This window comes from Flavobacterium melibiosi (assembly GCF_048158545.1).
Lineage (GTDB): Bacteria > Bacteroidota > Bacteroidia > Flavobacteriales > Flavobacteriaceae > Flavobacterium > Flavobacterium melibiosi.
Window position 1 is genome coordinate 326,026 of record NZ_JBLNKU010000002.1, and the last position, 20,453, is coordinate 346,478.

The 20,453-nt window shown below is 33.7% G+C and carries 22 protein-coding genes; 21 read left to right on the top strand and 1 reads right to left on the bottom strand.

The window, feature by feature from the left end; genetic code table 11:
- Positions 1 to 133 precede the first annotated feature (133 nt).
- The 17 genes from ACM55F_RS03455 (at position 134) to ACM55F_RS03535 (ending at position 14,871) form a co-directional block, all read left to right on the top strand.
- A complete protein-coding gene (locus ACM55F_RS03455) occupies positions 134 to 589 on the top strand; it encodes a MarR family winged helix-turn-helix transcriptional regulator (RefSeq protein WP_416852308.1) in 456 nt (151 codons plus the stop codon).
- A gap of 14 nt (positions 590 to 603) precedes the next feature.
- On the top strand, positions 604 to 1,236 hold the full coding sequence (locus ACM55F_RS03460) for an NAD(P)H-dependent oxidoreductase (protein WP_416852309.1): 633 nt from the start codon (positions 604 to 606) through the stop codon (positions 1,234 to 1,236).
- Between the two features lie 45 nt (positions 1,237 to 1,281).
- Positions 1,282 to 1,848 carry a YceI family protein gene (locus ACM55F_RS03465; RefSeq protein WP_416852310.1) on the top strand — a complete coding sequence of 189 codons (567 nt, stop codon included), beginning with the start codon at positions 1,282 to 1,284 and terminating at the stop codon, positions 1,846 to 1,848.
- Positions 1,849 to 2,134: 286 nt separating this feature from the next.
- Complete coding sequence (locus ACM55F_RS03470) at positions 2,135 to 2,701, top strand: YceI family protein (RefSeq protein ID WP_416852311.1); 567 nt, start codon at positions 2,135 to 2,137, stop codon at positions 2,699 to 2,701.
- Between the two features lie 272 nt (positions 2,702 to 2,973).
- Positions 2,974 to 4,374, top strand: coding sequence for an anthranilate synthase component I family protein (locus tag ACM55F_RS03475; protein ID WP_416852312.1), 1,401 nt, complete (start codon positions 2,974 to 2,976; stop codon positions 4,372 to 4,374).
- Positions 4,375 to 4,524: 150 nt separating this feature from the next.
- A complete protein-coding gene (locus ACM55F_RS03480) occupies positions 4,525 to 5,091 on the top strand; it encodes an anthranilate synthase component II (protein ID WP_416852313.1) in 567 nt (188 codons plus the stop codon).
- A 122-nt stretch (positions 5,092 to 5,213) separates the two neighbouring features.
- Entirely contained in the window at positions 5,214 to 6,206 is a 993-nt protein-coding gene (gene trpD, locus ACM55F_RS03485; protein WP_416852314.1) for an anthranilate phosphoribosyltransferase, read from the top strand.
- A gap of 91 nt (positions 6,207 to 6,297) precedes the next feature.
- The gene (gene trpC / locus ACM55F_RS03490) at positions 6,298 to 7,077 is read left to right on the top strand and encodes an indole-3-glycerol phosphate synthase TrpC (protein WP_416852315.1); all 780 of its coding nucleotides are present in this window, start codon (positions 6,298 to 6,300) and stop codon (positions 7,075 to 7,077) included.
- A 121-nt stretch (positions 7,078 to 7,198) separates the two neighbouring features.
- Complete coding sequence (locus ACM55F_RS03495; RefSeq protein ID WP_416852316.1) at positions 7,199 to 7,840, top strand: phosphoribosylanthranilate isomerase; 642 nt, start codon at positions 7,199 to 7,201, stop codon at positions 7,838 to 7,840.
- 4 nt (positions 7,841 to 7,844) lie between these two features.
- The gene (gene trpB / locus ACM55F_RS03500) at positions 7,845 to 9,026 is read left to right on the top strand and encodes a tryptophan synthase subunit beta (protein WP_416852317.1); all 1,182 of its coding nucleotides are present in this window, start codon (positions 7,845 to 7,847) and stop codon (positions 9,024 to 9,026) included.
- 141 nt (positions 9,027 to 9,167) lie between these two features.
- Positions 9,168 to 9,485, top strand: coding sequence for a gamma-glutamylcyclotransferase family protein (locus ACM55F_RS03505; RefSeq protein ID WP_416852318.1), 318 nt, complete (start codon positions 9,168 to 9,170; stop codon positions 9,483 to 9,485).
- A gap of 65 nt (positions 9,486 to 9,550) precedes the next feature.
- Positions 9,551 to 10,291, top strand: coding sequence for a carbon-nitrogen hydrolase family protein (locus ACM55F_RS03510; protein WP_416852319.1), 741 nt, complete (start codon positions 9,551 to 9,553; stop codon positions 10,289 to 10,291).
- Between the two features lie 57 nt (positions 10,292 to 10,348).
- The gene (trpA, locus tag ACM55F_RS03515; RefSeq protein WP_416852320.1) at positions 10,349 to 11,110 is read left to right on the top strand and encodes a tryptophan synthase subunit alpha; all 762 of its coding nucleotides are present in this window, start codon (positions 10,349 to 10,351) and stop codon (positions 11,108 to 11,110) included.
- A gap of 254 nt (positions 11,111 to 11,364) precedes the next feature.
- Positions 11,365 to 11,805, top strand: coding sequence for a nuclear transport factor 2 family protein (locus tag ACM55F_RS03520; RefSeq protein WP_416852321.1), 441 nt, complete (start codon positions 11,365 to 11,367; stop codon positions 11,803 to 11,805).
- A gap of 590 nt (positions 11,806 to 12,395) precedes the next feature.
- A complete protein-coding gene (locus tag ACM55F_RS03525; RefSeq protein WP_416852322.1) occupies positions 12,396 to 13,028 on the top strand; it encodes a porin family protein in 633 nt (210 codons plus the stop codon).
- Between the two features lie 246 nt (positions 13,029 to 13,274).
- Positions 13,275 to 13,874 carry an REP-associated tyrosine transposase gene (locus ACM55F_RS03530; RefSeq protein ID WP_416852323.1) on the top strand — a complete coding sequence of 200 codons (600 nt, stop codon included), beginning with the start codon at positions 13,275 to 13,277 and terminating at the stop codon, positions 13,872 to 13,874.
- A gap of 481 nt (positions 13,875 to 14,355) precedes the next feature.
- Positions 14,356 to 14,871, top strand: a complete 516-nt coding sequence (locus ACM55F_RS03535) for a GNAT family N-acetyltransferase (protein ID WP_416852324.1) — start codon at positions 14,356 to 14,358, stop codon at positions 14,869 to 14,871.
- 122 nt (positions 14,872 to 14,993) lie between these two features.
- Here ACM55F_RS03535 and ACM55F_RS03540 read toward each other — a convergent pair whose 3' ends face one another.
- Positions 14,994 to 15,551: a DUF4494 domain-containing protein gene (locus ACM55F_RS03540; RefSeq protein ID WP_416852325.1), complete on the bottom strand. Its 558-nt coding sequence runs from the start codon at positions 15,549 to 15,551 to the stop codon at positions 14,994 to 14,996.
- A gap of 214 nt (positions 15,552 to 15,765) precedes the next feature.
- Between ACM55F_RS03540 and ACM55F_RS03545 the strand changes: the two genes are divergently transcribed.
- From ACM55F_RS03545 to ACM55F_RS03560, 4 genes are read left to right on the top strand one after another with little or no spacing between them, the layout of a single operon-like run.
- Entirely contained in the window at positions 15,766 to 16,392 is a 627-nt protein-coding gene (locus tag ACM55F_RS03545; protein WP_416852326.1) for a TetR/AcrR family transcriptional regulator, read from the top strand.
- Complete coding sequence (locus ACM55F_RS03550; protein WP_416852327.1) at positions 16,382 to 17,707, top strand: TolC family protein; 1,326 nt, start codon at positions 16,382 to 16,384, stop codon at positions 17,705 to 17,707. Before ACM55F_RS03545 ends, ACM55F_RS03550 begins: the two co-directional genes overlap by 11 nt.
- An 11-nt stretch (positions 17,708 to 17,718) precedes the next feature.
- Positions 17,719 to 18,798 carry an HlyD family secretion protein gene (locus tag ACM55F_RS03555; RefSeq protein WP_416852328.1) on the top strand — a complete coding sequence of 360 codons (1,080 nt, stop codon included), beginning with the start codon at positions 17,719 to 17,721 and terminating at the stop codon, positions 18,796 to 18,798.
- 1 nt (position 18,799) lies between these two features.
- The gene (locus tag ACM55F_RS03560) at positions 18,800 to 20,386 is read left to right on the top strand and encodes an MDR family MFS transporter (RefSeq protein WP_416852329.1); all 1,587 of its coding nucleotides are present in this window, start codon (positions 18,800 to 18,802) and stop codon (positions 20,384 to 20,386) included.
- Positions 20,387 to 20,453: the final 67 nt, after the last annotated feature.

Here is a 20,453-nt window from a genome sequence, read left to right on the forward strand (position 1 = left end):
TTAACATTTTAAAAACTTTGAAAACAAAATCATTAACCATAACTTAAAATAATTTTAACAAAAAAATAACTAACATTTGTATATACAAATATAAAATATGTTACATTTGTACCAACAAATTACATATTCAAATATGAAAATTGAAGAAATTTTAAAATCAACTGTACCAATGGATAATTCAAAAAAAATCATCCTGAATGTTTTGTACACACAAAATGTAATTACAGATAATTTTAATGAAATATTAAAGCCTTACGAAATATCTGGGGAGCAATATAATGTTCTACGGATATTAAGAGGTCAAAAAGGAAATCCGGCAAACATGTGCATGATACAAGAACGCATGCTGGCTAAAACAAGTAATACCACAAGACTAGTGGACAAATTATTACTAAAAGAATTAGTGACTCGAAAAGTTTGCCCAGAAAACAGACGAAAAATTGAAGTCCTGATTACTCAAAAAGGATTAGACGTTTTGAAAGAATTAGATCCAAAAGTAATTGCACACGAACAGTTTTTTTCAAAAAATTTAAATACCGAGGAAATAATCCAATTAAATCAATTATTAGAAAAATACAGAAATCAATAAATACGAACTATAACATGAATACTTTCTTAGACCATCAAAATTGGAGATATGCAACAAAAAAGTTTGATGCAACAAAAAAAATAACAACAGAAGATTTAAATACATTAAAAGAAGCAATTCGTTTAAGTTCTTCTTCGTATGGTTTACAACCTTACAAAATCATTATCGTAGAAAGTCCTGAATTGAGAGCCAAATTGCAACCTTCGGCTTGGGGACAATCTCAAATTGTGGAAGCTTCTCACTTAATCATTTTTGCAAATGAAACTAACATTGGTGATATCGCTATTGATAGTTTTTTGAAAAACATAAGTAAAACAAGAAGTACACCAATTGAAGCCTTATCTGGTTATGGTGACTTTATGAAATCTAAAATTTCAACATTAACTTCGGAAGCAAAAGATATTTGGACAGCAAAACAAACGTATTTAGCTTTGGGTAATCTTTTGAATGCAGCTGCTGAACTTAAAATTGACGCAACTCCTATGGAAGGTTTTGTTCCCGCTCAGGTTAATGAAATATTAGGTTTGGACGAATTAGGCCTAAATGCTACCTTAATTGCAACACTTGGCTATAGACATGAAGAAGACGCAACACAACATTACAAAAAAGTTAGAAAATCAAACGAAGACTTATTTATTACACTTTAATTATTAATTCAAAATCAAATATTAATCAAATTCAAATTTAAACACATGAAAAATTTAAAATCAATTGCATTGGCATTAGTAGTAGTTTTATCTACTGTATCTGTAACAGCACAAACTAAAAAAGTTGATGCTTCAAAAAGTACTGTTAACTGGGTCGGAAAAAAGGTAACTGGAAAGCATGAAGGAACTGTAAACTTAAAAGATGGTAAATTAATCTTTAAAGGAAAAAAATTAGCTGGTGGTAGTTTTAATGTTGATATGACTTCCCTAACAGCAACTGACCTTTCTGGAGAATACCAAGGAAAATTAAACGGTCACTTGAAATCAGAAGATTTCTTTGGAACTGAAAAATTTCCAACAGCAACATTAGTTTTCAAAAAAGTAGTTAAAAAAACAGCTAATCTTTACACAGTAACTGGTGATTTAACAATAAAAGGGATAACAAATCCTATTACTTTTGATCTTGCAACCACATCAAATACTGCTGCAACTTCATTAAAAATTGACAGAACAAAATACGATATCAAATATAATTCTGCAAGTATCTTCAGTAGCATTGGAGACAAAGCTATTTCTGATGATTTTGACTTAGCAGTTGCTTTGAAATTCTAATATTTTCTCAAAAATATCAGCAAACCCCAACAGGAAACTGTTGGGGTTTCTTTTTGCAACTAAATGAATTTGTTATAAAAATCGACTGTAAAACACTCTTAAATATTGTTTTACAGGAATGCATTTAATAATAATTTCATATCTTAAAATCATTATAAAAATTAACTAAGATATAGCTTATCAGCTAATTAAAGTTGAAATTAATTTTTGTAACTTTGATAGTGAATAACTAAATTTCATTAGTGTTTTTTTATTCAGCATTGACTTTTAACTTAAAAACAGCATTATGAAAAATTTAAAAAAAATTAGTCTCGTTCTAATAATAATTTTTACGTTTATTACAGCTGAAGGACAAACCAATAAAATTGATGTATCTAAAAGTAAAATTAATTGGGTCGGAAAAAAAGTAACCGGTCAGCATGAAGGAATTATAAAACTAAAAGACGGATATATTATTTTCAAGAATAATAAAGTGGCAGGAGGAAATTTTACTGCAGACATGAAATCATTATCAAATACGGATCAGACTGGAAAATCAAAAATAAAATTAGAAGGCCATTTGAAATCGGATGAATTTTTCGGTGTAGACGATTATAACACTTCCAACTTGATTTTTAAGACTATTGGAGATAAAGGCAATAATGTGTACAGTGTTACTGCAGATTTAACGATAAAAGGAGTTACTAATCCTGTAAAATTTGATTTCATAGTAAAAGGTAATACTGCAACTGCCGCTTTAAAAATAGACCGAACAAAATATGACATAAGATATGGCTCTGGTAGTTATTTTGATGATTTAGGAGATAAAACAATTTACGATGAATTCGAATTAAATGTAGATTTAATATTTTAACCGAAATTTATTTAACAAAAAAGCATGAAATTTAATATTTTTTTTGGTTTTTTATTTTTGAATAATCGAAATTCATTTATATATTTGTCACAAGAAAAAAATGATGAAAACAACAATAAACAATACTTGGTGGTGGAATAATTTACGTCAGTCGTCGTGAACAAAGCTCCTATAGTATTATTAAACTATAAATATAAAAGGCTTGTCATCACGACAGGCCTTTTTTTTGTGCCCATTTTATCACTATCATACAACACTAAAAAACATACAAATTGAAACCTTTTATACTAAATACAAATTACAAGCAAATCCTTGCCGATACAATAACTCCAGTTAGCGTATATCTCAAAATTCGTGATAAATTCCCAAATAGTTTATTATTGGAAAGTAGTGATTATCATGGTAATGACAACAGTTTTTCGTATATCTGTTGCAACCCGATTGCCTCTATAAAAATAGAAAATGAAATTATCTACAAAACATTTCCTGACGGGAGTTCTGAGAAAATAAATATTGATGCCAATACCAATATTCCAGCAGTAATTCAAGAATTTTCAGGTCAGTTTAAATCCGAGAAAAACGATTTCAAATTCATCAATAATGGGTTGTTCGGTTACATTTCGTACGATGCTGTTCGTTATTTCGAAAAAGTATCTATTGCCAAAAAAGAAAATAGCAACACCATTCCCGATGTGTATTATGCAGTGTACCAAAATATAATTGCCATCAATCATTTTAAGAATGAAGCCTATATTTTCTGCCACAGTTTAGACGGAAGAAATAACATTTCAGAAATCGAACAATTATTACAATCCCGAAATATTGCTTCTTATAAATTCTCTAAAGAAGGAGAAGGATTTTCGAATCTAACTGACGAAGAATTCAAACATAATGTGGCTTTAGCCAAAAAACATTGCTTTAGAGGTGATGTGTTCCAATTGGTTTTGTCAAGAAGGTTTACCCAAGGTTTCAAAGGCGATGAATTTAATGTTTACAGAGCGTTGAGAAGCATTAATCCATCCCCTTATTTATTCTTTTTTGATTATGGGGATTTTAAAATATTTGGTTCTTCACCTGAAGCTCAAATCATTGTCAAAAACCGAAAAGCCGAAATTCATCCTATCGCAGGAACTTTCAAAAGAACGGGAGATGATGAAAAAGATGCCATTCTTGCGAAACAATTATCCGAGGACAAGAAAGAAAATAGTGAACATGTGATGCTGGTAGATTTAGCCAGAAATGATTTAAGCCGAAACGGTCATAATGTCAATGTAGAGAAATATAGAGAAGTACAGTTTTTCTCGCACGTAATTCATTTAGTTTCAAAAGTGACCGGACATTTGCACCCAAGCGCAACAACGATGCAAGTCGTAGCCGATACTTTTCCGGCTGGAACATTGAGCGGCGCTCCAAAACACAGAGCGATGCAACTGATTGAAGAGTATGAAAAAACGAATAGAAATTTCTATGGTGGTGCCATCGGTTTTATGGATTTTGAAGGTAATTTTAATCACGCCATTATGATTCGGACTTTTCTGAGTAAAAATCACCAATTGCATTCTCAAGCGGGAGCCGGAATTGTAGCCAGTTCTGATGAAGAAAGCGAAATGCAGGAAGTATATAATAAGTTGAGAGCGTTGAATGCCGCTTTGGATTTGGCGGAAACTATTTAGTAGTGTTCAGTATTCAGTTTTTAGTGTTCAGTCGCAGTATTCTGAATGAGCAACTTAACCATTTATACAAGTAATTACAAAACATAATCTATTCACAGAGTCCCCTTCTCCTTTGGAGGAAGGACCGGGAGTGAGGTAAAAGAAAACAAAATGAAAAAAATACTAGTCATAGACAATTACGATAGTTTCACTTATAATTTGGTGCATTATCTGGAAGATTTAGATTGCGAAGTAACCGTTTACAGAAACGATGAATTTGATATTGATGAAATTGCAGTTTTCGATAAAATTCTTCTTTCTCCAGGACCTGGGATTCCAGATGAAGCGGGATTATTGAAAGACGTGATTCGAAAATATGGTCCAACAAAAAGTATCTTTGGTGTATGCTTAGGCCAACAAGCGATAGGCGAAGTTTATGGAGGAACGCTTTCGAATTTAGATAAAGTATATCATGGTGTAGCAACGATGGTAAAAACCGTAGTAGATGATGAACTTTTATTCGAAGGATTAGGAAATGAATTTGAAGTAGGACGCTATCATTCTTGGGTGGTTGACGCCAATTTACCTGATGTTCTGGAAGCGACTTCATTCGATGAGAATGGGCAGGTGATGTCGTTGCGCCACAAAACATACGATGTGCGTGGTGTACAATTTCATCCAGAAAGTGTTTTAACTCCAAACGGAAAAAAAATATTGGAAAACTGGGTAAAGAGTTAGTTCATCCCCCCAGCCCCCTCCAAAAGAGGGGGAGCCAAAATCTGAAAAATATTAAAACTTTGCGCCTTTGTGCCTTTGTGCCTTTGTGCCTTTGTGCCTTTGTGGCAAAAACAAAATAAAAAATGAAAAATATATTAAATAGATTAATCAATCATGAAATGCTTTCGAAAGAAGAAGCAAAAAATGTATTGGTTAATATCTCCAACGGAAGTTATAATACCAGTCAGATTGCTTCTTTTCTTACCGTTTACATGATGCGAAGCATTAGTATCGAAGAGCTTGCGGGCTTTCGTGAAGCGTTGTTAGAACTGTGCATTCGTGTGGATTTATCAGCCTATAATACCATCGATTTATGCGGAACGGGTGGTGATGGAAAAGATACTTTCAATATTTCAACATTGGCTTCTTTTGTGGCTGCAGGAGCAGGAATAAAAGTGGCAAAACACGGAAATTATGGGGTTTCTTCTATTTCTGGATCCAGTAATGTGATGGAAAAAATGGGAATCAAGTTCAGTAATGACACTGATTTTCTGGAAAAATGTATCGATAAAGCAGGAATTTGTGTTTTACACGCACCGCTATTTCACCCCGCTATGAAAAATGTGGGACCCATCCGAAAAGAATTGGCAGTAAAAACTTTTTTTAATATGTTGGGGCCAATGGTTAATCCATCCTTTCCAAAAAATCAATTGGTCGGTGTTTTCAATTTAGAAATGGCCAGAATGTATGCGTATTTGTATCAAAATACCGATGTAAATTTCACCATCTTGCATTCGCTTGACGGGTATGACGAAGTTTCATTGACAGGACCTACAAAAACGATTACCAGTTCAATGGAAGGAATGTTAAATCCGGAAGATTTTGGTGTTCAACTTTTGTTACAAAGCGAAATTGAAGGTGGAAAAACCATCGAAGAGTCAGCTCAAATGTTTACGGATATTATTTCCGGAAAAGGAACCGAAGCTCAAAATAATGTGGTTTGTGCCAATGCTGCCATGGCAATTGCGACCGTTACAAAATGTTCTCCTTTAGAAGGATTTCAAATAGCAAAAGAAAGTTTGCTGTCCGGAAAAGGACTTGTAGCTTTGAAAACGCTACAAGAATTGAGTAAATAAAATAGTTTAAGGTTTAAAGTTGTGGAAATGGATTATTACAAATGATGAGCAACTTTAAACTTTAAACAAAGAAAACGTTAAACAAATAATAATGAATATTTTAGATAAAATCATAATTGACAAAAAAAGAGAAGTTATTCTCAAGAAATCCATCATTCCTGTTTCGCAATTGGAAGCTTCGGTTTTCTTTGAAAAAAAGACTATTTCTTTGAGTGATAATTTAAGAAACAGCACATCAGGAATTATTGCAGAACACAAACGTCGTTCGCCTTCCAAAGCAGAAATCAATTATAGTTTTACTGTCGAAGAAGTAACAAAAGGTTATGAAAATGCGGGTGCTTGTGGAATTTCGGTATTGACGGATGGAAAATATTTTGGTGGTTCGTTAGACGATTTACTTTTGGCAAGAGCCACAGTCAACATTCCATTATTGAGAAAAGAATTCATTGTTGATGAATACCAAATATTAGAAGCCAAAGCCCACGGAGCCGATTTAATTTTGCTAATTGCAGCAGTTTTAACCAGAGACGAAATCAAATCATTATCTGAATTTGCAAAAAGTTTGGGATTAGAAGTATTACTGGAAGTTCACAATCAGGAAGAATTAGAAAAATCGATTATGCCCACATTAGATATGATTGGTGTGAACAATAGAAACCTAAAAACATTTGAGGTAAGTTTAGATTTCAGCAAGCAATTGGCAGCTCAAATCCCGTATGATTTTGTAAAAGTTTCCGAAAGCGGGATTTCATCAGTTGAAGCGATTAATGAATTAAAGCCATACGGATATAAAGGATTTTTAATTGGTGAAAACTTTATGAAAACGGATAATGCCGGTAAAGCAGCAACGGAATTTATAAATCAATTGTAAAACAATCCAATCCCTTTCATTGTTTTGACCGCTGAAAGGACTGAAATAAATAGTAAAATTTAAACTTTGCGCCTTTGCGCCTTCGTGGCAAAAAATAAACTTAGTAGTTAAAAAACATATTATGAAACTCAAAATCTGCGGCATGAAATATCCCGATAATATACTCGAAGTAGGTTCGCTCCTACCCGATTATATGGGATTTATATTCTGGGAGAAATCTGCTCGATATTTTGATGGCGTGATTCCAGATTTACCCAAATCGATTAAAAAAACAGGTGTTTTTGTAAATGAAAGCACCGAAGTTATTTTGGCGAAAGCCCAAAAATACGATTTGCAAGCCATTCAATTACACGGACAGGAATCTGTTGAATTTTGTCAGGATTTGAAAAATAAAATAGATAATTCAATTGAAACCATCAAAGTATTCTCTGTTGATAATGCATTCGATTTTGAAGTTTTGAAACCATTTGAAGCCGTTTGTGATTATTTTCTTTTTGATACCAAAGGAAAATTACCCGGCGGAAACGGAACCACATTCGACTGGAAAGTATTAGAAAAGTATCCGTCGAGCAAACCCTTTTTCTTGAGTGGAGGAATCGGAATTGAGGAAATGGGCGCCGTAAATGAAATTTCGAAAACCAATTTACCCATTTACGCCATTGATGTAAACAGTAAATTTGAAATAGAACCCGGATTAAAAAACATACAATTATGTACAGACGCGATTTATCGCATCTCTACGCATAAACAAAATAAAAAATAAAATTATGTCATACAACGTCAACGAAAAAGGCTATTACGGAGAATTTGGAGGCGCCTTCATTCCTGAAATGTTATACCCGAATGTGGAAGAATTACGCCAAAATTATTTAAAAATTACCGCTGAACCAGAATTTCAGGCTGAATTTGACGCCTTACTAAAAGATTATGTAGGTCGGCCTACGCCTCTTTATTTTGCCAAACGCCTATCAGAACAATACAACACTAAAATCTACCTGAAAAGAGAAGATTTGTGTCATACCGGCGCACATAAAGTCAATAACACGATTGGACAAATTTTATTAGCCAAACGCTTGGGCAAAAAACGTATTATTGCCGAAACCGGTGCCGGTCAACATGGCGTTGCAACAGCAACCGTATGTGCGTTAATGGGACTGGAATGCATTGTGTATATGGGAGAAATCGACATCAAACGTCAGGCGCCAAATGTAGCCCGTATGAAAATGCTGGGTGCTGAAGTTCGTCCGGCGCTTTCGGGCTCAAGAACCTTAAAAGATGCCACTAACGAAGCCATTCGCGACTGGATTAACAACCCTGTTGACACCTATTATATCATTGGATCTGTCGTGGGACCGCATCCTTATCCGGATATGGTGGCGCGTTTCCAAAGCGTCATTTCTAAGGAAATCAAAGAACAATTACTGGAAAAAGAAGGCCGTGAAAACCCTGATTATGTGATTGCTTGCGTAGGTGGTGGAAGCAACGCTGCCGGTGCCTATTATCATTTTCTAGACAACGAAAACGTGAAAATTATTGCAGTCGAAGCAGCGGGATTAGGAGTCGATTCAGGCGAAAGTGCCGCTACATCGGCATTAGGGAAAGTAGGCGTTATTCACGGAAGTAAAACCTTGTTGATGCAAACTCCTGATGGTCAAATCACCGAGCCGTATTCCATTTCGGCAGGACTGGATTATCCGGGCGTAGGTCCTATGCACGCTAATTTATTCGCTACCGGAAGAGCGCAATTCATCTCGATTACAGATGATCAAGCCATGCAATGGGGATTAAAACTATCTAAAATGGAAGGACTTATTCCTGCTATCGAAAGTGCGCACGCCTTTGCCGTTCTGGACGAAATGAAATTCAAACCAGAGGATATTGTAGTCATCAATCTTTCCGGTCGTGGAGACAAAGATTTGAATACCTATATCGATTATTTTAAATTATAACAGAAGAATAATTTGGGCGTTACCCTCCCAAAAAAAGTCGGGTCGGGCTGTACACTATATCTTTTTTGTGGTAGAAAAAACCACAAAAAAGGATGCCGTTCCTATCCCTAACGCAAATAAATAACGAGAAAAAATAGTATTATGGAACATATATTCTCTTACGGAACATTACAGTCTAAAGAAATTCAAATACAGGTTTTTAACAAGCTATTGACTGGAACACTAGACCAACTCAAAGGCTATAAACTAAAAGATCTAAAAATAGAAGAAGAATTTGGAATGGCAGATTATTTTGTAGCAACACCAAGCGAAAATCCTTCGGATGAAATAAATGGTATTGTTTTTACTGTTTCCAGTGAAGATCTGACTAAAGCAGATCAATTCGAATCTAATGTGTATAAAAGAGTTCAAATAACATTGAAATCCGGAATAGTTGCATGGATTTATATGGAAAATTAATAATTGTAAATATAAAAACATACACCTACAAGGTTTTGAAAACCTTGCAGGAATAAATAATAGAAATGAAAACGATTTTAGCAGCCGCACAAACAAAACCAGTACGAGGAGATATCGAAGCTAATTTAGCCGACCATTATCGTCTTATATTATTGGCCGTGCAAAAAGGAGCTAATTTAATTGCTTTTCCAGAAATGTCTATTACAGGTTACGAAAGAGAAGATGCTCAAAAATTGGCTTTCAAAAAAAACGATTCACGACTGGATCATTTAAAAAAATTAGCGAGCGAAAATAATATTACAATTATCGCCGGAGCTCCAATTCAAATCGATTCAGATTTGTTTATTGGAGAATTTATTATTTCTCCCGATAATTCGGTTTCCATTTATACGAAGCAGTTTTTGCATGAAGGCGAAGATGATTTTTTTCAATATTCTTTCGATTATAATCCGATGCTATCAATAGAAAATCAAATAATTTCGTTTGCCATTTGTGCCGATATTGATAATCCTTTGCATCCTGAAAATGCTTGCAACAGAGCAACTGATATATATATCGCCAGCATTTTCTTTACGCCAAACGGAATCCCAAATGCTTATCTAGATTTGCAAAGCTATGCTCAAAAACATCAAATGAATGTTTTGATGTCAAACTTTAGTGGTGAATCTTGGGGATATCTTTCTGGCGGAAAAAGTGCTTTTTGGAATAATAAAGGAGAATTGGTTGCTCAAATGAATGATTCAGATTCTGGATTATTACTTGTGGAAAATCAAAATGATAATTGGGCAAGTCAGATAATTAAATAAAAACTTACTAATATACCTAACAGCTTTTAAAAACCTATTAGGACAAAAAACAAAACAATGAACAGAATAAATCAAAAATTACAAGAAGACAAAAAGATACTTTCCATTTATTTCTCTGCGGGATATCCTAACTTAAATGATACCGTACAAATCATTCAGGATTTAGAAAAAAGCGGTATCGATATGATTGAAATAGGGTTGCCGTTTAGCGATCCATTGGCCGATGGACCTACGATTCAAGCGAGTTCCACTCAAGCATTGCATAACGGAATGACAACTCAAGTTTTGTTTGACCAATTAAAGGATATCCGCAAAACAGTTTCTATTCCATTAGTGATTATGGGTTATTTCAACCCAATGTTGCAATACGGAGTGGAGAATTTCTGTAAGAAATGTGCGGAGATTGGTATCGATGGATTAATCATTCCTGATCTTCCAGTTGATGTATATGCGGATGAATACAAAGCAACTTTCGAAAAATACGGATTGAAAAATATATTCTTAATTACGCCACAAACTTCTGACGAACGCATCCATTTTATTGACAGCGTTTCTGATGGATTTATTTATATGGTAAGTTCTGCCAGTGTTACGGGTTCGCAATCTGGTTTTGGAAGTGTCCAAGAAGAGTATTTCAAACGCATTGCAGGAATGAATCTAAAAAACCCTCAAGTAATTGGATTTGGAATCAACAATGCCGAAACCTTCAATCAAGCCACTCAATTTGCCAAAGGAGCGATTATAGGTAGTGCTTTCATCACCCATTTAACCGAACACGGAACTGGAAAAATTGAAGCGTTTGTGAAAGCGATTCGATAAACAACTTTTTTTTATATAAGTCAAACGGCGTTTAAATGAACTTTAAACGCCGTTTTTTTTTTATGTTCACATATTATAAATAATTTGTAATATATTTATATATTTAAAAATAGCAAAAACTTTTTTATGGACAAAGCCAACCTAAATTGGGTGGATTGGAGCCATTTTATTGCAGGTATAAACGAGTTGTGCGTCACTTTCAAAAGTCAATCTATACGTGAAAAATTGTTATACTAAACTAAAATATTTGATTTATGAAAACTTTTAATTTATTCTTGATCAGTTTCATTTTTGCAACTACGCTTACCTTTGCACAATCAAATGATGAGCAAGAAATCAGAAGATTGGAAAAGCATTGGACAGAATTGCTTGATAAGGGTGACACGACTTCATTATTAAAAATATGGTCGAAGGACTACGTGGTAAACAATCCTAATGGAGAAATTGTGACTCCAGAAAAGATTGTTTTACTTATGAAAAATAGTCATAAGTTCCCTAAAGTTGAAAGAATTATTGAAAAAATCACTTTCAATCAAAACATTGCTATTGTAATGGGCAAAGAATTACAACAGCCTACTAATTTGACAACGAACCTAGAAGAATGGATACCTAGGAGATTTACCAATGTATGGATTAGGTCTGAAATTGGTTGGCATTTGACAGCCAGACAGTCATCAGAAGTAATTAGAAAATAACCAAGCTCTTCGAAGAGTACATAACGTTATCGTAAACGCTGCGCAAATGTCTCTGACCTTTGCGCAATTTCTTAAACCTGTAATTAAAACAAAACGCCCTAAAATCCCTGACTTTCATTATCTTAAATTTAAATACTCTGCTCCACAACATGTTCTTCTAAAAAGTAAAGACGAAGTGTCCTTGTAAATAAATAAATTTCTCGCAAATGCTGCGCAAACGTCTCTGACTTTTCGCAATTTCTTAAACCTACTCTGCAAAGTCTCTCGACTTCGTAGCCGTTCCAATGATTAACAAACACAAGGAAATAAAGATTGCTAAAGTTAGAACGGCATATAGCAATGTGTACGAAGTCCGAAGACTTCCCTCAGCACGAAAAAATTGAAGAATTCGTAAAAGTAATTCGATAAAAAACTTCTTTTTATATAAAAAAAACGGCGTTTAAATAAATTTTAAAAGCCATTTTTTTTATGGTCAAACAATAATTAAATTTAATTTTTTATAAGATTATTTTTATATATTTGATATGAGATAAAAACAACAGAGATAGAATTTATCGCCATTTTCACATTTTAAATTAATAAGAAACCCGATGAAAAAATATATTTTAACTGCGGTAACAGTATTTGTATTTGCCTTAACAAATGCACAAAAAGTCAACTTTGGAGCAAAAGCAGGGTTAAATGTTGCAAATTTAACAGGTTACTTTCCTGATAGTTCGCCTTTAATTGGTTTTAATGCAGGCATTTTTACCGAGATAAAAATTACTGATAAATTTGCAATTCAACCTGAATTATTATTTTCTACGCAAGGAAACAAAATGAAGATACCTGTGTTTGATGCTTCTTCAGTTTTTCTGTATTCTTATGATGGAAAATGGAACTTATCCTATTTAAATCTACCCGTAATGGCTAAATATTACATTATAGATAAACTGAGTATTGAGGTTGGACCGCAAATAGGGTTCTTATTAAGGGCAAAAGCAAAATATAGTTCAGATAGAGCATTGCCATCATTAAATACATCTACATCAGAATATGACATAAAAAATTATCTTAAATCAATTGATTTAGGTTTAAATTTTGGAGCCGTCTATGATGTGTCAAAAAATTTATCTGTGAATTTTCGTTACAATCTTGGTTTAGCTAATATCAATAATGAACCTATGAGTAGTTCAAATATCAAAAACAAAGTGTTTTCATTAACATTAGGATATAAACATTAATATCTCGCTCCGCAAAATACCAGGCCCAGGCTCCGCAAGGTGTTCTTCTAAAAGATAAATAAACCTGCTCTTCGAAGAGTACATAACGTTATCGTGAACGCTGCGCAAATGTCTCTGACTTTGCGCAATTTCTTAAACCTGTAATTAAAACAAAACGCCCTAAAGTCTCTGACTTTCATCATCTTAAATTTAAATACACCAACAAGTCATTAAAATCGTTATTTTTATATTAAAAATACGTCAAAAATGAAAGAAGGCTATGTAATTCGGGACCAGACTTTACCACATTATATAACGGCAACAGTTGTAGATTGGATAGATGTTTTTACCAGGCAAACTTATAGAGATAGTATAATAGAGTCTTTGGATTACTGCATAAAAAACAAAGGAATGATTTTGTATGGTTACGTCATAATGAGTAATCACATTCACTTAATCATTCAATCTCAAGATGGTAAATTATCAGATTTGATAAGAGATTTTAAAAAATTTACCTCAAAAAATATTTTAGAGAAAATCCAAGTCGTACCGGAAAGCCGAAAAGAATGGATGCTAGAACGCTTCAAATTAGCTGCAGAAAAGCATACAAGAAACAAAAACTATCAATTTTGGCAATATGGAAATCATCCCGAAGAAATTTATACCAATAAATTTATGTGGTCTAAATTAGATTATATACATCTAAATCCAGTAAGAGCCGATTTAGTTGAAAAGGCTTCACAATATATTTATTCCAGCGCAAGCAATTACATAAACGATGCTGGATTATTAAAAATAGAAAAAGCAGATAATCCAATTATTGATGTTTTAGATTCTAATGCTTTTGTAAAATACAATCAACAATGAAATAGTGCAAAAATCTGGAGACTTATAAATGTTTACAGTATTTAAGGTTATTTTTAATTAGCGCAAAGTCAGAGACATTTGCGCAGCATACACAACATATCATTTGGAAAGCAAGATTGAAAATAGTATTCAAAAGTCAGAGACTTTAATGACACTACTAATTTAAACAAATGCTGAAAATTGCGCAAAGTCAGAGACATTTGCGCAGCATACACAACAAACACTTCTGCCCACAACATGTTCTTCTAAAAAATAAATAGTATTCAAAAGTCAGAGACTTTAATGACACTACTAATTTAAACAGATGCTGAAAATTACGCAAAGTCAGAGACATTTGCGCAGCACATGCAACAAACACTTCTGCTCCACAAATTAATCTGCTAAAAATAAATACATTCTAAAATATGGATTGTGCAAAATTTAAAGTTTGTTTTGTACTTTTAAAGCAAACTCATTAACCGAAAAAACTCAAATTACAATAATGAATTATCACTTTAGAAAAGCGGAACTATCTGAAATAGCTCCAATATGGGAAATTTTACAACAAGCTATCCTACGAAGAAAAGAAGACAGCAGTAATCAATGGCAAGACGGATATCCAAATCCAGAAGTTGTACAAAAAGATATTGAAAAAGGGGAAGGATTTGTTTTGGTTACAGGAGAAACCATCATAGGTTATAGTGCGGTACTAATCAATGACGAACCTGCCTATGAGAAAATTGAAGGAAACTGGCTAACGAATGGTGATTTTGTAGTACTGCACCGCGTAGCCATTTCTGAAAAGTATTTAGGTAAAGGCTTGGCTAAAATGATTCTCAGATACATAGAAGATTTTGCGGTAAGCAACAACATTTACAGCATAAAAGCAGATACCAATTTTGACAACATAGCCATGATGAAAATTTTTGAAAGTTCGGGTTATACGTATTGTGGCGAGGTATATTTTAGAGGAAGCTCCAGAAAAGCATACGAAAAAGTCTTAGCGAAACAGGACTAATTGAAATTATGAAAAAACTTAAGGTTAAAATTAGAAAATCGCAAATTCGCAAATAAAAATAGTTAACAACTGTTTCTATAATTTGCGAATTTGCGGTTAGTTTGTTTTTAAAACAACTTATCTTAAACTACAGCTTCTTCTTCTGGAGCCGTTTCAAATTCCATGTGATCCACCATTTCTACTGCAGCTTCCGGTTTAGACCCTTTGAGCGCATTGAATCTTTCTAATTGTTCCAGTTCCGCTTCTTCCCCACTGAAATAAGGAAAAACATCCATAATAGGAGATTCCGAAATTGCAGGTATGCTATAGTCGCCCATCGTGCCTTTCATTACACTGGTGGTGTTATCATATGCCTCTTTGACATCGTTAGCTTGCACTAATAAATACATATTCGATTTACGTTCTTTGCCGCTTTCTTCGTCATACGCCAATAATGAAACTTTAGATCTAAACCAACGATCCGCATTTTCGAAAGGATGAATCTCGGCATAATTAGCCACTTTTATATTCGTGATTTTAAATTCTTCACTGATATATGCCGACATTTCTTCATTGATTCTGCTTTCTGCTTCCGTATAGGATAATGCATCTACCAAGTATGGCTCTGTCGTAATCTTTTGTCCGCCAGTTTCATCCGTTTTTCTATATTTTACTTTGCATTCGTACCAAATTGTGCTCATTTCTTTTTTTTTAAAAGGATGTCAAAGATAGATTTAAAAGGAAAAAAAAAGCATCATTCCTAAAATAGATATTCACAATTTCAGAAGAAGATTAGTGTTGTTATAAACTTTATTCTGGTTCAATTTATAATGTTAAAATTATGTTAAACAAAAACTAAACAGTTGTTTAAATTAAACACTTGTTTAGTTTTGTTTATTGAAAAATTTGATTCCATTGAAAAGTAATTTTAACGACAAACAAATTCAAATTCTCGAAGTTGCAGAAACACTTTTTGCAGAGAAAGGATTTGACGGTACTTCCATTCGAAACATAGCAAAAGTGGCAAAAATCAATATTGCCATGGTTTCGTATTATTTTGGTTCCAAAGAACGATTACTGGAATCGCTTATAGTTTACAGAACTTCTGATCTTAAAAATCAATTAGAAAATTTATTGCAGGAAGATCTGGAACCTATTGACAAAATCAATAAGCTGATTGAACTGTACATCAATAGAATCAATAGCAACCGAGGAATTTACAGAATTCTACATTTTGAGTTCACGTCCAAAAAAAGAGAACAAAATCTTCAAGCTTTTTCTGAATTAAAAAAAGGAAATCTAAAATCCCTTGAAATCATTATTGAGGAAGGTCAGAGAAAAGGTATTTTCAGAAAAGACGTTATTATTCCGCTTATCACACCTACAATTCTAGGCACTTTCTTTCATTTTCACATGAATAAACCTTTCTTCGAAAATTTATTAAACTTGAAGACCGAAGATTTATACAACAATTACATCAAAACCAATTTGACAAAGCACATTCAACAAACTATAAAAGCACTTCTGATATATGAAAGTTAGTCAATTAATGCTCTTTGGGATTTTCTTTATCGGGATTTCATCTTTAGAGGCACAAGAAAAAACAAGTTTAACGCTTGATGAAGCCATTCATTTGGCTTGGACAAAAAGCAATGAAGTTAGTTTAGCCAACACTAAAGTAGCAACTAAAAAATATGAATTGCGTTCGATAAAAAACAATCAATATCCTGATCTAAAAGTTTCCGGACAATATCAAAGATTGGCAAAAGCATCGGTCAATTTGAAAATAAATAAAAGTAATGACTCCGAGCCACTTCCAGTTGTAGATCAATTGATGCTTGGTCAAGTCAATGCCAGCGTACCGGTTTTTGCAGGTTTCAAAATACAAAACAGCATTACCATTTACGAAAATATGTACCAGGCTGAAACAGCAACAGCTTCTCAAACAAAGGAGGAAATTGCTATGAAAGTGATTAATAACTACGCTAATTTATACAAAGCACAAAAAACTATTGAACTGCTAAAAGAAAATCAAAAAAGTGCACAGCAGCGTGCCATTGATTTTAGTGAAATGGAAAAAAACGGAATAATTCCAAGAAATGATTTGTTGAAATCGCAGTTACAAGTTTCTAAAATTCAATTATCTATAGATGAAGCGGCCACTAATTTAAACATTGTAAATTTCTATTTAGTTACATTGTTGAAATTACCGGTTGAAACAAAATTAGAAGTTCGAGAAAGTGATTTTGCTAACTTTCAAATGGATAATATCCCTGTTAATGAAGAGCCGGCATTGCAAAATCGTAAAGATTTAGAAGCAATTCGGTTTCAGGAAAAAGCAAATCAAGCCAATATTAAAATGGCAAAAAGTGCCTATTATCCAGCTATCGCACTTATTGGTGGCTATACTGCATTAGACTTAAAAAATGTAATTACGGTTCAAAATGCAATGAACATTGGAGTTGGTGTTTCTTATGATTTAAGTGCCATACTTAAGAACGGAACTCTGGTTAAACTAGCCGAAAGTAAATCATTAGAAATACAAAATTCTCAGGCAATACTTACCGATTACATTAAAATTCAAGTTCAAAAAGCGATTGAAGACTACGATTTGGCATTAAAACAAAATGCAGTTTACGGTCAGGCATTAGAACAATCAACTGAAAATTATAGAATCATTAAAGACAAGTACGACAACGGACTTTCTGACACCAATGATTTACTGGAAGCCGATGTAGAGCAACTGGGCTCAAGAATCAATAAGGCATTAGCAAAAGCAAATATTATTCAGAAATACTACGAATTGCTTTCTGTTACCGGACAATTATCCCAATCTTTCAATCTTTCAAAAATATAATCAGCAATCACATGGAAAAGAAAAAAACAAATACAAAATTCATTATTATCCTAGTGGCTTTGGTTGTATTAGGCGGAACTTATGGAACTTATAAATACATACACTCGCTATCGCATGAAGAAACAGATGATGCCCAAATTGAGAAAAATATGAATCCTATTATCCCTAAAGTTTCCGGATATGTGGATAAAGTATATATAAAAGACAATGATTTTGTAAAGAAAGGCGATACATTGTTTACTATCGATAAAAGGGATTATCAATTAAAAATTGACGAAGCAATGGCGTCATTAATGGCTGCAGAAGGTAATTTTGAAGTTTCAAAAGCGGATATAGGTAGTGCTTTGGCTAATATTTCTGTTTCTGATGCTAACGTGCAATCGGCTGGTGGAAATATCGAAACCGCAAAAATTAGATTAGGCAGAATTACCAGTGATTATAATCGTTATGAAAATTTATTTAAAAACCATTCGATTACCAAACAACAATATGAGCAAGCTTTAGCTGCAAAACAAGAAGCGGAAAGTCAAATTCGTATTTTACAGCAACAGGAAAAAGCAACTGCTTATCAAAAATCAGTTATTGTGGCCAAATCGAAAGTTTCAGGCAAACAAACAGAAGTGGCTGCTGCCAATATCAAAAAAGCGGAAGCGATGCTTGAAGCTGCAAAATTAAATTTATCCTATACTGCAGTAACAGCAGCGATTGATGGCCAGGTTTCAAAAATTGATATCCAACCAGGGCAATTGGTACAACCGGGACAATCACTTTTTTATATTATCAATAATTCTAATGCTTGGATCATTGCAAATTTCAAAGAAACACAATTAAACAAAATGGTCATTGGACAAAAAGTAACCATCAAAGTAGATGCTTATCCTGATTATGATTTTGAAGGTTCCATCACTTCATTTTCTCCTGCAACCGGTTCTCGTTTTTCTATCCTGCCTCCGGATAATGCAACTGGAAATTTTGTAAAAACCATTCAAAGATTACCAGTAAAAATAAGCCTGAACACCTCTAATGATGTCGAAAAAATAAAATTATTACGACCGGGAATGAATGTTGATGTTGACGTACATTTAAACTAAAATGGCACAAGTAAAAGTAGAAGATGATTTAGTAGAATATGGCTATCGACGGGTTCTTATTACGATTACAGCAGTACTATGTGCGCTGCTCGAAATCGTGGATACCACTATTGTCAATGTAGCACTGACCAATATGAGAGGAAGCCTGGGTGCCACATTAAATGATGTCGCTTGGGTAATTACCGCTTATGCTATTGCAAATGTCATTGTAATCCCAATGACGAGTTGGCTTTCACAACAATTTGGAAGACGAAATTATTTTGTGACTTCCATTATTATTTTTACCGTTGCTTCCTTTTTATGCGGTAATGCCAATAATATATGGGAACTTATCGCTTTCCGATTTATTCAAGGTCTGGGTGGTGGCGCTTTATTAGTTACGGCGCAAACTATCATTACGGAGAGTTATCCAGTTGCAAAACGAGGTATGGCTCAGGCGATTTATGGAATGGGTGTAATTGTGGGACCTACTTTGGGGCCACCATTAGGTGGTTATCTTGTTGATCATTTTTCTTGGCCTTATATTTTTTACATCAATATTCCTCTTGGTATCATAGCAACTATTTTGGCTTTGAGTTTTGTAAGAAGTCCTAAATATGGCGAAAAGCTAAAAGCCAAACAGGTCGATTGGCTGGGAATTTTTCTGTTAACAGTATTCATTGGTTCATTACAATATGTCTTAGAACACGGACAGCAAGACGATTGGTTCAATAACAAAATAATTACAATACTGACCGTCATATCTGTTTTTGGTTTGGTATTGTTTATCTGGAGAGAGTTGACTTATAAACATCCTATTGTCAATTTGAGTGTTTTAAAAGATGGTAATCTAAGAATTGGAGTACTAATGTGTTTTATTTTAGGATTTGGACTTTATGGTTCCACTTTAATTATTCCAATTTATACCCAATCGATTTTAGGATGGACCGCCACTGATGCTGGTTTATTGCTTATTCCGGGTTCCATCACCACGGCTATCATGATGCCAATTATTGGTAAATTAATTCAGAAAGGTGTTCCTCAAGGATACATGGTAGGTCTTGGGTTTTTAATTTTCTTTTTCTTTGCTCTTATGATGCACAATAGCATGACACCAAATACGGGTGTTGAGCATCTTTATTGGGGATTAATTTTAAGAGGAATTGGATTAGGATTGCTTTTTGTACCAATAACAACATTGTCTCTTTCCACCTTAAAAGGGAAAGATATTGGCGAAGGGGCAGCCTTTACAGGAATGATGCGACAATTGGGAGGTTCCTTTGGTATTGCCATTATCACTACTTTCATCACAAGATTTAGTCAAGAACATAGAGTGAATTTGGTTTCTCATTTAGACGGAAGCAGATTAGAAGTTCAACAACGCGTTTTGATGTTGCAAAAGGGTTTTATGTCAAAAGGATTTACCGCCAACGAATCTTTGAAAAAAGCGTATCAGGTCATTGATTATTCTGTAATGAGACAAAGCACCGTTTTATCGTATATGGATATTTTTCTTTACCTCGGCGTTATGTTCCTATTTTGTATTCCCATAATCTTTTTTATTAAAAAAGGAAAGAACAAAATCAATCCTGCAGATGCCATGCATTAGATTTTTGATTGCAGATTAACGATTTTAGATTTTAGATTTCGTGTTGATAAATACGAGATATCTACTT

Excerpts from the sequence above, each read along its gene's own strand:
- trpC (WP_416852315.1), top strand. The coding sequence starts at position 6,298 with ATGAATATTTTAGATAAAATCATAATTGACAAAAAAAGAGAAGTTATT.
- ACM55F_RS03455 (WP_416852308.1), top strand. The coding sequence starts at position 134 with ATGAAAATTGAAGAAATTTTAAAATCAACTGTACCAATGGATAATTCA.
- ACM55F_RS03495 (WP_416852316.1), top strand. The coding sequence starts at position 7,199 with ATGAAACTCAAAATCTGCGGCATGAAATATCCCGATAATATACTCGAA.
- ACM55F_RS03535 (WP_416852324.1), top strand. The coding sequence starts at position 14,356 with ATGAATTATCACTTTAGAAAAGCGGAACTATCTGAAATAGCTCCAATA.
- trpB (WP_416852317.1), top strand. The coding sequence starts at position 7,845 with ATGTCATACAACGTCAACGAAAAAGGCTATTACGGAGAATTTGGAGGC.
- trpA (WP_416852320.1), top strand. The coding sequence starts at position 10,349 with ATGAACAGAATAAATCAAAAATTACAAGAAGACAAAAAGATACTTTCC.
- ACM55F_RS03530 (WP_416852323.1), top strand. The coding sequence starts at position 13,275 with ATGAAAGAAGGCTATGTAATTCGGGACCAGACTTTACCACATTATATA.
- ACM55F_RS03510 (WP_416852319.1), top strand. The coding sequence starts at position 9,551 with ATGAAAACGATTTTAGCAGCCGCACAAACAAAACCAGTACGAGGAGAT.
- ACM55F_RS03460 (WP_416852309.1), top strand. The coding sequence starts at position 604 with ATGAATACTTTCTTAGACCATCAAAATTGGAGATATGCAACAAAAAAG.
- ACM55F_RS03480 (WP_416852313.1), top strand. The coding sequence starts at position 4,525 with ATGAAAAAAATACTAGTCATAGACAATTACGATAGTTTCACTTATAAT.
- ACM55F_RS03520 (WP_416852321.1), top strand. The coding sequence starts at position 11,365 with ATGAAAACTTTTAATTTATTCTTGATCAGTTTCATTTTTGCAACTACG.
- ACM55F_RS03540 (WP_416852325.1), bottom strand. The coding sequence starts at position 15,551 with ATGAGCACAATTTGGTACGAATGCAAAGTAAAATATAGAAAAACGGAT.
- ACM55F_RS03465 (WP_416852310.1), top strand. The coding sequence starts at position 1,282 with ATGAAAAATTTAAAATCAATTGCATTGGCATTAGTAGTAGTTTTATCT.
- ACM55F_RS03560 (WP_416852329.1), top strand. The coding sequence starts at position 18,800 with ATGGCACAAGTAAAAGTAGAAGATGATTTAGTAGAATATGGCTATCGA.
- ACM55F_RS03505 (WP_416852318.1), top strand. The coding sequence starts at position 9,168 with ATGGAACATATATTCTCTTACGGAACATTACAGTCTAAAGAAATTCAA.
- trpD (WP_416852314.1), top strand. The coding sequence starts at position 5,214 with ATGAAAAATATATTAAATAGATTAATCAATCATGAAATGCTTTCGAAA.
- ACM55F_RS03550 (WP_416852327.1), top strand. The coding sequence starts at position 16,382 with ATGAAAGTTAGTCAATTAATGCTCTTTGGGATTTTCTTTATCGGGATT.
- ACM55F_RS03470 (WP_416852311.1), top strand. The coding sequence starts at position 2,135 with ATGAAAAATTTAAAAAAAATTAGTCTCGTTCTAATAATAATTTTTACG.
- ACM55F_RS03525 (WP_416852322.1), top strand. The coding sequence starts at position 12,396 with ATGAAAAAATATATTTTAACTGCGGTAACAGTATTTGTATTTGCCTTA.
- ACM55F_RS03555 (WP_416852328.1), top strand. The coding sequence starts at position 17,719 with ATGGAAAAGAAAAAAACAAATACAAAATTCATTATTATCCTAGTGGCT.